Origin of the sequence: Mesorhizobium vachelliae, from assembly GCF_033977325.1 — a bacterium.
Lineage (GTDB): Bacteria > Pseudomonadota > Alphaproteobacteria > Rhizobiales > Rhizobiaceae > Mesorhizobium > Mesorhizobium vachelliae.
Map to the genome: position 1 here is coordinate 666,971 of NZ_JAVIIR010000002.1, position 14,230 is coordinate 681,200.

12 protein-coding genes are annotated in these 14,230 nt (G+C 59.8%); 5 read left to right on the forward strand and 7 right to left on the reverse strand.

Annotated features, from left to right (window positions below; all coding sequences use genetic code 11):
• Nucleotides 1-534: 534 nt before the first annotated feature.
• Nucleotides 535-1,530, reverse strand: a complete 996-nt coding sequence (locus tag RFM41_RS06725; RefSeq protein ID WP_320246223.1) for a helix-turn-helix domain-containing protein — start codon at nucleotides 1,528-1,530, stop codon at nucleotides 535-537.
• 363 nt (nucleotides 1,531-1,893) lie between these two features.
• Here RFM41_RS06725 and RFM41_RS06730 point away from each other — a divergent pair, with 363 nt between their 5' ends.
• A complete protein-coding gene (locus RFM41_RS06730) occupies nucleotides 1,894-2,991 on the forward strand; it encodes a linear amide C-N hydrolase (RefSeq protein WP_320319253.1) in 1,098 nt (365 codons plus the stop codon).
• A gap of 136 nt (nucleotides 2,992-3,127) precedes the next feature.
• Here the strand turns inward: RFM41_RS06730 and RFM41_RS06735 are convergent, their stop codons facing one another.
• The 4 genes from RFM41_RS06735 to RFM41_RS06750 all read right to left on the reverse strand — a co-directional run bounded on the left by RFM41_RS06735 (nucleotide 3,128) and on the right by RFM41_RS06750 (nucleotide 9,197).
• Entirely contained in the window at nucleotides 3,128-4,603 is a 1,476-nt protein-coding gene (locus tag RFM41_RS06735; RefSeq protein WP_320246221.1) for an amidohydrolase, read from the reverse strand.
• A 23-nt stretch (nucleotides 4,604-4,626) separates the two neighbouring features.
• Complete coding sequence (locus RFM41_RS06740; RefSeq protein WP_320246220.1) at nucleotides 4,627-5,607, reverse strand: CobW family GTP-binding protein; 981 nt, start codon at nucleotides 5,605-5,607, stop codon at nucleotides 4,627-4,629.
• A gap of 14 nt (nucleotides 5,608-5,621) precedes the next feature.
• On the reverse strand, nucleotides 5,622-7,244 hold the full coding sequence (locus RFM41_RS06745) for an amidohydrolase family protein (protein ID WP_320246219.1): 1,623 nt from the start codon (nucleotides 7,242-7,244) through the stop codon (nucleotides 5,622-5,624).
• 366 nt (nucleotides 7,245-7,610) lie between these two features.
• Nucleotides 7,611-9,197 carry an amidohydrolase family protein gene (locus RFM41_RS06750; RefSeq protein ID WP_320246218.1) on the reverse strand — a complete coding sequence of 529 codons (1,587 nt, stop codon included), beginning with the start codon at nucleotides 9,195-9,197 and terminating at the stop codon, nucleotides 7,611-7,613.
• Between the two features lie 231 nt (nucleotides 9,198-9,428).
• On the opposite strand from RFM41_RS06750, the gene RFM41_RS06755 reads away from it, so the two are divergent.
• A complete protein-coding gene (locus tag RFM41_RS06755; protein WP_320246217.1) occupies nucleotides 9,429-10,424 on the forward strand; it encodes a helix-turn-helix domain-containing protein in 996 nt (331 codons plus the stop codon).
• Between the two features lie 384 nt (nucleotides 10,425-10,808).
• Nucleotides 10,809-11,291, forward strand: coding sequence for an SH3 domain-containing protein (locus RFM41_RS06760; RefSeq protein WP_320319254.1), 483 nt, complete (start codon nucleotides 10,809-10,811; stop codon nucleotides 11,289-11,291).
• A gap of 82 nt (nucleotides 11,292-11,373) precedes the next feature.
• Here RFM41_RS06760 and RFM41_RS06765 read toward each other — a convergent pair whose 3' ends face one another.
• Nucleotides 11,374-12,147 (reverse strand): SDR family oxidoreductase, encoded by a 774-nt coding sequence (locus RFM41_RS06765; protein ID WP_320246215.1) that lies wholly within the window; start codon nucleotides 12,145-12,147, stop codon nucleotides 11,374-11,376.
• Nucleotides 12,148-12,234: 87 nt separating this feature from the next.
• On the opposite strand from RFM41_RS06765, the gene RFM41_RS06770 reads away from it, so the two are divergent.
• Nucleotides 12,235-12,861, forward strand: coding sequence for a TetR/AcrR family transcriptional regulator (locus RFM41_RS06770; protein ID WP_320246214.1), 627 nt, complete (start codon nucleotides 12,235-12,237; stop codon nucleotides 12,859-12,861).
• 35 nt (nucleotides 12,862-12,896) lie between these two features.
• On the opposite strand, the gene RFM41_RS06775 is transcribed toward RFM41_RS06770, so the two are convergent.
• Nucleotides 12,897-13,640: a hypothetical protein gene (locus RFM41_RS06775; protein WP_320246213.1), complete on the reverse strand. Its 744-nt coding sequence runs from the start codon at nucleotides 13,638-13,640 to the stop codon at nucleotides 12,897-12,899.
• Between the two features lie 506 nt (nucleotides 13,641-14,146).
• On the opposite strand from RFM41_RS06775, the gene RFM41_RS06780 reads away from it, so the two are divergent.
• Nucleotides 14,147-14,230 (forward strand): hypothetical protein (locus tag RFM41_RS06780; RefSeq protein ID WP_320319255.1); only part of this gene is annotated, 84 nt, incomplete at its 3' end.

Genomic DNA, 14,230 nt, shown 5'->3' on the forward strand with positions numbered 1-14,230 from the left:
TTCTGTTCTTGCGAACGTAGCCTACACCTGCCATCGCTGAGCAGCCTCCTCAATACAATCGCCAAGGACACACCAAGGGGCGCAGATAATCTCTGTATCGATCTTAGCCGCTCGACCAATATGCCGCAGGGCAAGTTATGCGTGCCCCAGCTTTTCGCTATCCACATCGCGCAGGTTTTTTCGGATTATCTGCCCGGATTTCGCCAAGTCTTGGCTTTTTCTGGATGTTCGAAGCTGTTTGTCGCTTGAGAGCGCCATCGTTCTCTTCCAGGAGGTTCGAAGGAACCCTCGCTGGATCATGGCGCACGCGACTGGAGAGTTTCCGGGGATCAATGGCTGTCCGGCGCACGATCGAGAGGGCAATGCTTGTGCCTGGGCGGAGCGAAACAACCTGACATCGCCCAGGAGCCTGATCGAGTTCTCGTCCAGGCCCAAAGCGCGTCGCGATCTTTCAGATTCGCTCCATGCGCTTTAGGTTTTTGGCTTTACGCATGTCTTTATCCCGAACCGGTTCCCACTTTCGGGAGACATGCTTTAGTATCCTCTAATTCGCCTCAAAGTAACGATCGGGCTCTCGCCGTATACCTGTCGGTATTGGATGGAGAACCTTCCGAGGTGTAGAAAACCGTTGTCCAGCGCCACGCGCGTAACGGCCGTGTGCCTGTCCGGATTGAGTAGATTGCGGCGCACGTTGGCCAGCCTGCGATGGCGAATATAGCCCACGGGAGACATGCCGGTTCGACTGCGGACAATGACTTCGACGGTACGCAAAGCCAATCCGGTGTTTTCGCATAGCTCATGCAGGCCAAAAGGAGAGTGGAGATTTTCTTCAATAAAGCGGTCGATCTTGGCCATTGAAATCGTCTGGAGCTGACGAGCCATGTGATCCGGCTTCAGAGGAGATACGACCAGGGAGGACACAAGGGCTGTAACGATGCGATCGCGGAGGACCTCGACGCCTGGCAAGGCGGTACCTCCGAGTTCCTTCGGGCTGAAGAAAGTGAGAAGCTCGCTGGCCTCGCGATATAAGGCGTTCAATCGCGAGAGAGGCGCCGGGTCCGCCTCGATTGTTGTGGCCGGTGACAGCAGCAATGCTCCATAATCGCGGCCGATCAAAGCGGCAGCGGCCCTGCGCAAGCTCTCTCTTATTATCGTGACAGTTCCCACTTCATGGGGGCCATAAGTCCTCAACAGGGGCGTATGCCCTTCGATGCGGGACGCGATGGAACGACCGGAGATTTCCCGCCCATCCAACAATGCGGCGTTGCCCAGGACGGAAGGGAGAATATAGACAGTGCTTGGGGGGTTTCTTCCCGTGAGCTCGGATCGGAAGACGATCCCGTTCTCGATGTTGAGGCTTCGAACCGCGAGGTCATGGCCGAGGTGCACGGACTGAACTCTGGCCTTGAAGGTGCGGCGGGCCAGTGACAAGGCTCCGAATTTGCCGCCCGGAATGGACGTCACGAACCGCTCAGGATCCTTGAAGTCGAGGCGGAATGAATCGACGGGATCAAAGCAATCGATCGGCAACTTTCCTTCTCCTCATCTTAATTAATTAGTTTATTCTAAAATATAACCAATAACAAAATTTGCGGCTTTGCCGAACATCCTATGCAATCATCTGTCGACGTGCTTTTGGCGCCGAGCGACAACGGCATAATATATTTCTCTGCGAATATCGGATAGCAGGCAAGGTGCGGAATAGCATACCTTCCCCTGCGGCATATCTAAGCCGCAGCCACCAGTCGTCGTGCCCCGATCACGGTCGGAGAACCTGGGGTGAAACCAAGCCGGCCAGGATCGTTTTCATCGCCGCAAAGGCGCACTCGACGTGCCACTCCATGCAAAGGAAGAACTCTTATGAAGACCTGTTCGAACTCCCGGTGGCGCGTCATGCGACCTGCCTCTTTGGGCCGCACCGTTGGCGCGCTTGTGTGTTCTGCTGCCATCCTGGCTGGCTCGGTTTCGTCCAGCCTAGCCTGCACAAGAGCGGTTTATGTTGGAGAAAACGGCCTAGTTCTCACCGGACGGACCATGGACTGGATGGAGGACATGAGCTCCAACATCTGGGCGCTGCCGGCCGGAATGAAACGGGATGGCGCCGCCGGGCCCAATTCCGTCACCTGGACATCCAAGTATGGCAGCGTCGCGGTCGCGGCCTACGAGGTAGGGACTGCTGACGGCATCAATGAAAAGGGGCTGGTTGCTAACCTTCTCTATCTGACGAGCGCCGATTTCGGCCAGCCGGCGAAGGGAAAGCCGGAAATGTCCGTCGCCGTCTGGGCTCAGTACGTTCTCGACAACTACGCGACCGTAAACGAAGCGGTGGCCGCACTTGAAAAGGAGCCTTTCAGGATCCTTGCGCCGAAACTGCCGAACGGCAAGGCATCCACGCTCCACCTGTCGATTTCGGATGCCACGGGCGATTCAGCGATCTTCGAGTATGTCGGCGGCAAACTGAAGATCCATCACGACAAGAAATACACTGTGATGACCAACGAACCGCCGTTCGATGAACAACTCGCGATCAACAAATATTGGAAAGAGGTCGGAGGGACCACCTTCATTCCCGGGACGACGACCGGCGCGGACCGGTTTGTGCGAGCTTCCTTCCTTCTCAGTTCCGTCCCGAAAAAGGTCGATCCGGCTTATATCAAGGGTGTGCCAGACCAATCATACGAGGTTCAGGCCGTGGCCAGCCTCATGGGCGTCATGCGTAGCGTGAGTGTGCCGCTCGGGATAAGCACTCCGGATAGGCCGAACCTGTCATCGACCATCTGGCGGACCGTATCTGATCAGACGAATCCGAGGCTTTATTTCGATTCTGCGACGCGAGCCGATACATTTTGGGTGTCGCTCTCCAAGCTTGATCTCAAGCCTGGCGCTCCGGCGCGCCGGTTGACGCTACAGAACGGCGAACTCTACGCGGGAGAAACTGCGGACAAGTTCGAGAAACATGAAATGTTCAAGTTCCTGCCGGCGACGGAGTGACGTTGTCCCGGCGCCGAGTTCTGGCGCCGGGATTTTTGGCGCTAAAGCGCGATCTTTCAGATTCGCTCCACGCGCTTTAGGTTTTTTGGTTCTACGCATGTCTCCCGAAACCGGTTCCCACTTCGGGAGACATGCTTTATTTCGCCAGCAACTCCAGCACGCAAACCGTGGCGACCTTGGCGCCCGCTGGAATTGAGGCGGGATCCACTCGATAGTGGGGACCGTGGGCCGCGAAGGCAAGCATCTCGCCCTTTTTCGTTGCCGCGGCCATAGCCCGCTCGTCGGCGACGCCAACGTATAGGTAGGCGATTTTCGTGTCCGGATGCGGCGCGACGAGAACGTGGGCATCTTCCGAGCCTGTCACGGGTGGAATACCGAGGAGGAGCTTATCTTCACCGATCAGCGTGCGAAGCGGCGTCACCATCCGTTCGATGAGAGCTTCATCATTCGCAAGCGGTGGGGAATTTCCTTTCATGACCATTGTCGGCAGCTGATCCTCCGGCATGCCGTAGGTCCGGGCGATACCCTCATTGATGGCACGGATGCCCTTGATCAGCTTCTGGCGTGTTTCTTCCGAGAAAAAGCGCAGGTTGACCTTCAAGAGAGACGTATCGGGGATGACGTTGTTGTCCGTTCCGGCCTGGAACGATCCCACGGTCACCACCGCAGTCTCAAGGGGCGGGATGGCGCGTGAAACCAGAGCCTGGTACTCGGTTATCGCGTAGGCGCCCATGACCACCGGGTCGCGGGTGAGCTGCGGTGTCGATCCGTGCCCGCCGACACCCCGGAACGTCACGTCGATCTGGTCGGTGCCGGCCTGCATCATGCCGCCGCGCATACCCACCATCCCGGTCGGTACCGGTGCGGTGTGCAGCGCAAGGAAGTAATCAGGCTTCGGCGCGACTTTGTACAAGCCATCGTCGACCATCGCTTTCGCGCCGGCGATCGGTTCTTCGGCCGGTTGCCCGACCAGCACGAGCGTGCCGCTCCATTGGTCGCGCATATTGGTCATGACGCGCGCCATGCCCAGCATCCAGGTCACGTGCGCGTCATGTCCGCACATATGCGCCACCGGAACCTCAAGCCCGTCATCGCGCTTCACACGCACCTTCGACGCGTAGTCGACGCCGGTCTCCTCCTGGACAGCATTGGCGTCCATGTCGGCGCGGAACATGACAACGGGGCCTTTGCCATTGCGCATGACGGCGACCACGCCGGTCTTGCCGATGCCTGTCACGACCTCAAAGCCGAGGTCGGAGAGCTGCTCGGCGACGATGCCTGAGGTGCGGACCTCCATGAATCCCAGTTCGGGATTCTGATGGATATCCTTGAAAATAGCGACCAAGCGATCCTTGTCGGCATCGATGGTTTCGTTGACCTTGGCAACCAGCTTGGAGGAGACCTTGCCTGCCGGCGCGGAAGCTTCGGAAGCCTGAGCGGCGGCCGGAGACGAACCCGCGGCCAGGATGACCGGCGCAGCGGCGACGGCCGCCCCGCCGCTCAGCAGAAAGTTGCGCCGGGAAAGAGCGCTCGCCCACTCTTGCGGGTTTCCGCAGACGCAGCCGTTTGAGCAGACGTAGTTTTGATATTTCTCGCCAAGTCGAAAAACCACCGCGGTTCCTCCGCACCCATATCTCAGGCTACCAGCGCGTCGCGCCGGGGTTTCATCATGGACGCACCGTCCAACCACCTTTCAATCAGCGACCGATCGAGCGCGCCTTTCGCTGCAATGAAAACGATACGGCTGCCGGGAGGCTCGTCGGCCCACGGCCGACCCACTGTGATCGATGCTCTGCGACCGGCAGCCTGGAGAATGCAGCGCGTTTGTGGTCGTTCGGCCAAGTGAAGGATGCCTTTGACGCGATAGACACGTTCAGGCAGTCGCGACAGCAAATCGTGCAGTCGTTGCACCTCGATTGGATCCGATCGTTCAATCACGATGCTTTCGAACGCCTCTTGCGCGAGCGCGGTAGACATATCGACAGCCTCGCACTTGAAGCCCGCTCCCGCATTCGACCCGGCCGGGCCCAGCACCACGGAAAGCGGCACTTCCGCGTCTGTGCAGCGAATGATCCGGATGCCGGGTGCCAATGCCATGAGATGAGCTTCCGCGGCCTGAAGCATCGACCGATCGGCCAGATCGGCCTTGTTCAACAGCACCAGATCGGCTGTCGCGATCTGCCGTTGGGCAAGTTCCAGGGCCTCCCCATCGAGGTTGGCCAATCCAGCCGCATCCACAACCGTCACGATGCCGTCGAGCGGCGCGTAGCGTTGCAGCTCGGGATCGGAAAGGGCGCGCGCCACTTCCAGGGGGTCGGTGACGCCTGAGCCCTCGACGACAATCGCATCCGGAGGGTCCGGGCGGCGCAGCACGCTGCTTACAGCCGCCAACAATCCGCCCGTCAGACTGCAGCAGATGCAGCCGTTCTTGAGGGAAATGATCTCTTCGGCCGCGCCTTCGATCAACTCCGCGTCGATGTTGACCGCGCCGAAATCGTTGACGAGGACGGCAAGGCGCAGCCCATCGGCTTGACGAAGCACCCTGTTGATCAGCGTGGTCTTGCCCGCCCCCAAAAATCCGGTGATCAGCGTCACCGGAACCTGGCGCGTCGTCACGGGACCGTCGCCTGTCATACCTGACGCCGGATCGGGCGTCCCGGACGCGCATCGGCGATGCGCTTTGCCTCCTCGATGATAGGCACGCCGTTGACGACCACATGGCGGTAGCCGGTGGACAGACGTGCCGGCTCGACGAAGGTGGCGTTGTCCTGCACCGTCGCGGGATCGAATACCACAATGTCGGCATCGGCGCCGACTTGCAGACGACCTTTGCGCAGCATCTGGGGCACAGAGGTCTGCAGCACGCGTGCCGGCTCGAGGCTCATCTTGCCCAATGCTTCGGAAAGGGAGAGCACCTTGCGCTCGCGGACATACTGGGACAAGACACGCGAATAGGTGCCAGTGGAGCGGGGATGCGCATAGGCATCCTCCGGCAAGGGCCAGATATCGCCCTCGATCAATTCGCCACCCTTGGTGAGCCATGGCACGGCGTCCGACGCTATTGAGCCGCCCGGATAGAGAATGGCAAGATCGAGCAACGCCCGATCGGTTTCCGACTTATCCGGGCTCAGGAAGTGCATGACGACGACCGTGCCAGGAGCCGATTGCTGGAGTTCATCGATCTCGGCCTGGGTAAGCGGCCGGCCGTTGAGTTCCATGGCCGAAGGTCCAGTCACGCCCCATCGCTCCGTCCAATCGGAGCCACGGAAGGTTTCCGCGCCGACCAATGTCGAGGCGGCGCCGTAGGGATAAGATTCAACCGTAACGGATAGGCCTCGCGCCTGCGCACTCTTGAGAAGCCCGACGCAAGCGGCCATGTCGCTGGCGGCCATGGAGTTGACGTGGCACACATGCATATGTGCGCCTGTCACCGCCGACAGCGCGACCAGTTCCTCGAACGCCTCGAATGCGCTCCTCGGTTCCTTTACGCTGCCATAGCGGACATGGGTGTAGGTCGGCACGCCGTAGCGGGCAGCCAACTCGGCCAGCCGATGATATTCCTTACGGCCACAGCCCGGCGCATAGCCCGCATTAATGCCGATACCGAGACCGCCTTCCTGCAGGCCGCTTTCGACACGGGCGATAATGTTGTCCAGCTCTTCGTCCGTTGCGAGCGAATTCTGCCAATTGCTTTTGGAAAAGGAGCCCTGGAACCAGGAAAGCGTGCCATCGGGCTCCTCGCCTTCCTTCTCGGCAATACGGGCATAGGTCCAGGCTACCGATGCGCCATAGTTGATGGGCCGGCCTTCCTTCGCGGTAAGGTCATAGTAACGCGAAATCGGCAGCAGTCCGGACTCAAGTTCCAATGCGGTGGTCACCCCGTCGAAAGCCTGCACCCAGGCCGCGGGAAGCTGCTGGCCGTGCGCGTGAAGATCGATGAAGCCGGGAGCGACCACCTGTCCTTCCGCCTGCAGAACCTTCGCTCCCTGCAATGGCGATTCAGATATGGCGGCAATCCGATTGTCCTTGATGCCGACATCGCGCACAGCGTCCAGGCCCGTCTCCGGATCGATCACCCGGCCGTGCCGGATCACCAAATCGTAGGGACCCTCTTCATTGTTGCGCAAAACAGGATTGCCTTGGGCGAGGGAAGCAACAGGCGTGATCGCCGTTGCCGTCGCCGCCGCAGCCATGGCCATCAGCGCACGGCGCGTCATCCCGCCGTTAAACCCTTGATCTTCTGACATTTCCATCGTTGCCCTTGCTAAGCCACTGGAACGCCCAACGGTTCACGAACCCGATTGCGGCAAAGTGGAAGGTAAGTCGATCCCGGGTGGCCTACTATCCAATTTCCGCACGGACTTGATTTATTGAGCGGCTTCAACGAAGCTTGAACTTTGTTATTTAGACGAGACTAAATCAGGCATATCGGAGGGGATTTTGTCGGCTAACAGCTTTGATCCCGCCGGCTACACCCCCCCCAGCATTGTCTATATACTTCCGGCGCTCATAAGCAGCGACGCTTTGCTGGCCTGTTGATCAGCGTGGTCTTGCCCGCCCCCCAAAAATCCGGTGACCAGCGTCACCGGAACCCGGCGTCGTCACGGGACCGTCGCCTGTCATACCTGACGCCGGATCGGGCGTCCCGGACGCGCATCGGCGATGCGCTTTGCCTCCTCGATGATAGGCACGCCGTCGACGACCACATGGCGGTAGCCGGTGGACAGACGTGTCGGCTCGACAAAGGTGGCGTTGTCTTTCACCGTTGCGGGGTCGAACACGACAATGTCGGCATCGGCGCCAACCTGCAGGCGCCCCTTGCGCAACATCTGCGGCACGGAGGTCTGCAAGATCCGCGCCGGATAGAGGCTCATCTTGGCCAATGCGTCGGAAAGGGAAAGCGCCTTGCGCTCGCGGACATAGCGGGCGAGGAAGCGTGAGAAGCAGCCCGTGGATCGCGGATGCGCGAAGGCGCCCTCTGGCAAAGGCCATACATCTCCCTCGACCAGACCACCAGCCGCGGTCTGCCAGGGCATGGCGTCGGAGGCGATCGAGCCACCCGGATACAGCACGGCAAGATCGAGCAGCGCCTGGTCGGCTTCCGATTTGTCGGGCTGGAGGAAATGGAAGACGACCACGCTGCCTGGAGACGACGCCTGAAGCTCGTCGATCTTGGCCTGATCGAGCGGCTGACCATTCATCTCCATGACCGAGGCGTCGGACGCGCCCCAGCGCTCCAGCCAGTTGTCGCCGCGGAAGCCTTCGGAACCGACTGTCGTCGAACTCGCACCATAAGGATAGGATTCGACCGAGATCGGAAGGCCCCGCGCCTGCGCGCTCTTGAGAAGCGCCACGCAATTTGCCATGTCGCGACCGGCCATCGAGTTGACGTGGCAAACATGCATATGAGCGCCGGTCACCGCCGACAGCGCGACCAGTTCCTCGAAAGCTTCGAACGCGCTTTGCGGCTCCTTGACGCTGTTGTAGCGGATATGGGTGTAGGTCGGCACGCCATAGCGGGCGGCGAGCTCGGCAAGCCGATGATATTCCTTGCGTCCATAGCCCGGCGCATAGCCCGCATTGATGCCGATACCGATGCCGCCTTCCTGCAGGCCGGTCTCGACGCGAGAGATGATGCGGTCGATCTCCTCGTCCGTCGCCACTGAGTTCTGCCATTTGTCTTTGGAGAAGGCCGCCTGGAACCAGAGGATCGTGCCATCTGGCTCCACCCCTTCCTTCTCGGCGATACGGGCATAGGTCCAGGCGACCGATGCACCGTAGTTGATGGGCCGGCCTTCCTTCGCAGTAAGGTCATAGTAACGCGAGATCGGCAGCAGTCCGGACTCGAGTTCCAATGCGGTGGTCACCCCGTCGAAAGCCTGCACCCAGGCGGCGGGAAGCTGCTGACCGTGCGCGTGAAGATCAATGAAGCCGGGAGCGACCACCTGGCCTTCCGCCTGCAGAACCTTCGCTCCCTGCAATGGCGATTCAGATATGGCGGCAATCCGATTGTCCTTGATGCCGACATCGCGCACAGCGTCCAGGCCCGTTTCCGGATCGATCACCCGGCCGTGCCGGATCACCAAATCGTAGGGACCCTCTTCATTGTTGCGCAAAACAGGATTGCCTTGGGCAAGGGAGGCAACAGGCGTGATCGCCGTTGCCGTCGCCGCCGCAGCCATGGCCATCAGCGCACGGCGCGTCATCCCGCCGTTAAACCCTTGATCTTCTGACATTTCCATCGTTGCCTTTGCTAAGCCACTGGAACGCCCAACGGTTCACGTACCCGATTGCGGCATGACAAAGTGGAAGGTAAGTCGATCCTAGGTGGCCTACTATCCAATTTCCGCCGAGACTTGATTTATTGAGCGGCTTCAACGAAGCTTGAACTTTGTTATTTAGACGAGACTAAATCATCAGGCATATCGGAGGGGGATTTGTCGGCTAACAGCTTTGAGCCCGCCGATTCGTTTCGCCTTAGATTTGAAGATCCCGAGCGGTTCGCGGCAGCCATCCCAGGCGGAAGGTTCGGAGCGTTGCCTCTTGCGCCTCAAGCCTTCAAAGCAGGCATTCGATTCACAAATTTTGGCGGTGGTGTTTCCGTTCGAGCCGTGAGTTCCGACGGCGCGATGGTATTTCGCTCCGAGCTCGCCGGCTACAACCCGCCCAGCATTGTCTATATACTTCCGTCGCTCATAGGCAGCGCCGCTTTGCTGGACGGGCGCGAAGTCAACAACCGTTCCATTGCGTCGCGGATCGGCGGCCATACGCCTGTGCTAAGGACATACGGTCTTTACGAAGCTGGAACCGTCACGATCTTCCGGGAGACGTTTCGAGAGGCCGCCGCCGCTTTGATGGGCCACGACTATGGAGCCGCGTTGCTGTCCCCGACGACGACGGTGGAAGCAAATCCTGCGCGGATCAGCCAATTAAGCGCATTGCATCATGCGGCAGGACAACTTCTCACACTCTACACGCCGCAGGAGCTGGAGAGCACCGCTTTGCCAGGTGTCAAAATCCTTCGGGACCGCATTGTCGCGGCCCTGGTATCGGCCTTGGGTGAGCTTCCCATGAGGCCAGATCATATGGCGCGTCAGCTCCAGACGATCTCAATGGCCAAGATCGATCGTTTCATCGAGGAAAATCAGCATAAGCCGGTCGGCCTGCAGGAAATGTGCGACAAGACCGGGTTGGCTCTGCGTACGGTCGAGACGATTGTCCGCAGCCGAACCGACATGTCTCCTCTCGACTATCTGCGACGCCGTCGGTTCGCCAGGGCATATCGAAGCCTACGTTATCCAAGGGACAACACGACCGTAACTCACGTTGCCCTGGACAACGGCTTCCTTCATCTCGGAAGGTTTTCCATTCAATACCGAGAACTCTATGGCGAGAGCCCGATAACCACCTTGAGAAAAGCCAGGGGGTATTAGTCTGGGAGCGGCTGACGGCATCAAGCCGTTGATCGTCAGACAAAATCGCCGAAAAAGATATCCTTGCGCGATTTGGATAGCGAAACCCCCGATACCTGACATCTTGCTTGAGTTGGGCAGGCATCTTACAGGCAATCGCCGATCAAGCTTCCCTGCCTAACCGACGTTGATTGCTTGCGGATCGGTGTCATGGCTCAACCTTTGAAAATATTGGTCCGGGCCAGTTGCCGCCCGATTGCCGGTTTCGCCGGTGAAATGCACCGACGGCGCCTTTCAAGCGCGACGCAGAAGGCGCAGACGTGCTCGAAGTAAATCCCCTCATTCAATCCTAGCTTGGGAAGTTCCATGAAATTGACTGTCAAGTCCATGTTCTTCGCATGTGGAATGTTTGCCGCGACTGTGGCCCATGCCGCCAATGCAATTGTGACAACAAACGTGAATCTTCGTTCTGGTCCAGGGACAAACTATTCTGTCTTGACGGCGGTTCCGAACGGCAGCTCGGTGTCGGTCGAAGGATGCACGGATGGCTATGGCTGGTGCAGAGTTGGATATGGTCAGCGCTCGGGCTGGGCGTCTTCCCAGTTTCTCGCCTTTCACGACAGGCCCGGCAGTAATTTTGGCACCGCGGCCGCCGGCATCGGCATTCCCTTGATAGCGGGCATGGTGATCGGGTCGGCGCTCCACGACAATCATCGTCATCATTGGCATCGGCCATCGCGGCCTGGGATCCATCGCCCGGGGCTGCATCGTCCCGGATTGCACCGGCCAGGACTGCATCGACCGCACCATGTTCATCGTCCCCACAACAGGCCGCACCACGCGCGCCCGCACAAGCAACCTCGCGCGAGGCTCTTGCGTCATAGATGAAATTCGCCAGTATCACTTGCCCCTTGCGAGCGCGTAAAACCCGCGAGGGGCAAGTGGTTGCGGGACGACGATAGGCGGCCGGTTAAAGTCGAGTACCCCCGGTTACGTCAATGACCTGCCCTGTCGTCCAGCGCGCCTCATTCGATGCGAGGAAGGCGATGACGTCGGCGACATCGTCCGGGCGGCCGAGACGCGAGAACACCGACATCGCTTCCGCGCCGGCTCGTGCTTCCGGAACAGCCAGCCACTGCGCATTCATATCGGTGTCGGTAACACCGGGCACAACGGCATTCACCGTGATTCCACGGGGGCCGAATGCCGGCGCCAATGCCAAAGTCAGGTTTTCGAGCGCACCTTTCGAGGCTGCATAAGCAGGATGGTTCGGAGCGGCGACGCGCGTGAAGCCTGTTGAAACATTGATAATGCGACCGTTGTCACGGATATGGTCGGCGACAGCCTGAATCAGGAAAAACGGCGCCTTCAAATTGATCGTCATCAGCTCGTCGAAAATGGGCTCGCTGGTTTGCGCAAGTGGAAGCGCCGGCGCAATGCCCGCATTGTTGACGAGAATGTCGAGCCGTGGCTCGCCCTCAGTCGAGGCCGCTGCCTCCTTGAACTGTGCCCAGATGCTTTCCGCGGCCTGCTTACCCTGCCTCAAGTCCGCCCTGATGGCGACGCCGCGAGATCCCAGAGCTTCAATCTCGCGAATGGTGGCCTCCGCCGCATCCGTATTGCTGGCGTAATGCACGCCGATCAGCGCCGCGCCCTCTCTGGCAAACGCCAGCGCCGTGGCGCGCCCGATACCCCGCGAACCTCCCGTGACAAGAGCCACCTTGTTTGACAGTCTTCCAGACATCGAGCACTCCGTTGCGATTTAATATAGTGATCGATATAATTATCGGGAAAGCCTCCCTGTCAATATTTTTATAGGGAACGATACAAAATGACACAGCCAAGCCGGAAACGCGGCAGACCAAGGATATTGGACCGCAGTGCCGGTCTCGAGACCGCAGCACGGCTCTTCTGGGAGCGCGGGTATGAAGGAACCTCGATCGCCGAGCTCACGAAGGCGATGGGGGTGACGCCGCCATCGCTCTATGCGACCTTCGGTTCGAAGGAAGAACTCTATAAGCAGGCACTGGATCGAAATATCGAGCATCAAAGCAAGCGCCGATCCGAGGCGCTGCGGAGTGAGATGTCTGCTTATGACGCGCTTGCTTTTTATCTCTACGATGTCGCAGAGGGGATTACCGATCCGGATAAGCCACGCGGTTGCATCGTCTCAACTGCCGTTCTCCAGCATGCGGAAGACAGCCAATCCGTAGCCCGGCACGTCGCCAAGTTGCGGGAGACCTCCATCCAGTGCCTGAAAACGCGTTTCGACCGTGCCGTCAACGAAGGTGAGCTCGCCGGCGACACCGATACCGATGCCCTGGCGCGTTTTTACTCTGCGGTCGTGCAGGGCATGTCCGCACAGGCTTGTGACGGAGCATGCACGGCACGGCTGAAGACATTGGCTGATATCGCTCTGACCGCATGGCCGGGGAATCATGCTCCAACAAAGAGTTAGATCAGGAAGACGATTCGACGAAACGTCATCCTGATCTAGGAGAGGCGCGAAACGTCGACGATGATCCGGTCGCGGTTATCCGGATCGACCAGGACAGGCAATTCAAGACCGGTGGTCGTGCGCCGGCCGCGGCGTTGGGGGCTGCTGAACGACATGCGGGTCACCGCTTCCCAAGCCTGCCCGCCGTTCGGATCTATCACCCTGACTGTAATGTCCCACGTCCCTCCCGGCGCGCTGCTCTGCCCCACCTCATGCGCAGCCAACACCTTCGCGGTGGTCGGTACCAGCCCGACGTCGGCAGCGCGACCGGAAAGCGCAAGCTCCGTCTGCTGCGGAGTGAGGCCGTTGACCAGCGCCGGCGACGACGCGGCATGCTTCACTTCCTGCCAGACGCGGGGAAAGGCGTGATCGCCGGACTTGCCGGCTTGCGGCTCGCCCAGCTGCTCGGCGCGCAAACGTTCGGCGAGGCCTTCGGCGGCCTCCCGCCCAGTCGGCACCCGATCCCATTCGATCCTGAACCGCTTCGGATCGGCGATGTCCACGGTGACCGGGAGCACCGCTCCGGGGCGGGGCCACTTCGACTTAGGCACCCTGCAGCCATTGTAGTGCACCGCGGTCGGCACAAGGCGCTCTGCGGTAATCACCCCGTCGATATCGCACCTGGGATAGAGCACCACCTCGCCGGCCACATCAGGGAATGGCGAACAGGCCACGACCCGCAACTGCCCGCTGACAGGGTTCGTGATCCGGTTCCGCTCGCGCTTGCTGAACCACCCCAACGACCCACTCCATCTTTGCTGAAACTTCCGACACTATGGTCGGAGAGCACATTCACTCGGCTGCGGTAGCCTATCGGGCCTGGCACTCGAAATCCACGATGCTGCTTTTAGATGCGAGCCAGCGCCGGACGTCCTTCGTTCAAAGGGCGTCACCATTAGCTGCAGCTGATATGGGAGTTCCCAGCCGACCTGCATAAGGTCGGTTAGGCCCGGCGGTTCCCACCGATCCACCCCAAAAACGGCGGACCGTCGGGCCGCTCTGCAGCCCTTTACGCGCAGTTCGCAACGGCCGCTCCCAAGCCTTCGAAGAAGGCCCGCTCACTCGCAAGCAAATGCCGCCTGGAACGTATGAGCAAGACGCTTTTCAGATCCACGGCGCGAAGCGAGCCCCGCAATCGAATGAAGCGAAGGAGGTGCATTCGGCATACCACATTCCGCCAAGCCCGGGATATCTGAACCGGCCGGATCGCTTTTGCGGTCCGGCCTTTGACAGGAAATAGAACCAAATGAATTTGACGGTGTTTGGGATTGGCTATGTCGGTCTGGTCCAGGCCGCTGTGCTTGCCGAGGTCGGCCACGAGGTGGTGTGC

What these genes read in the sequence shown, in the direction of transcription:
- RFM41_RS06730 (WP_320319253.1), top strand. Translation starts at nt 1,894, where the DNA reads ATGCGACCTGCCTCTTTGGGCCGCACCGTTGGCGCGCTTGTGTGTTCT.
- RFM41_RS06745 (WP_320246219.1), bottom strand. Translation starts at nt 7,244, where the DNA reads ATGGAAATGTCAGAAGATCAAGGGTTTAACGGCGGGATGACGCGCCGT.
- RFM41_RS06750 (WP_320246218.1), bottom strand. Translation starts at nt 9,197, where the DNA reads ATGACGCGCCGTGCGCTGATGGCCATGGCTGCGGCGGCGACGGCAACG.
- RFM41_RS06760 (WP_320319254.1), top strand. Translation starts at nt 10,809, where the DNA reads ATGTTTGCCGCGACTGTGGCCCATGCCGCCAATGCAATTGTGACAACA.
- RFM41_RS06765 (WP_320246215.1), bottom strand. Translation starts at nt 12,147, where the DNA reads ATGTCTGGAAGACTGTCAAACAAGGTGGCTCTTGTCACGGGAGGTTCG.
- RFM41_RS06770 (WP_320246214.1), top strand. Translation starts at nt 12,235, where the DNA reads ATGACACAGCCAAGCCGGAAACGCGGCAGACCAAGGATATTGGACCGC.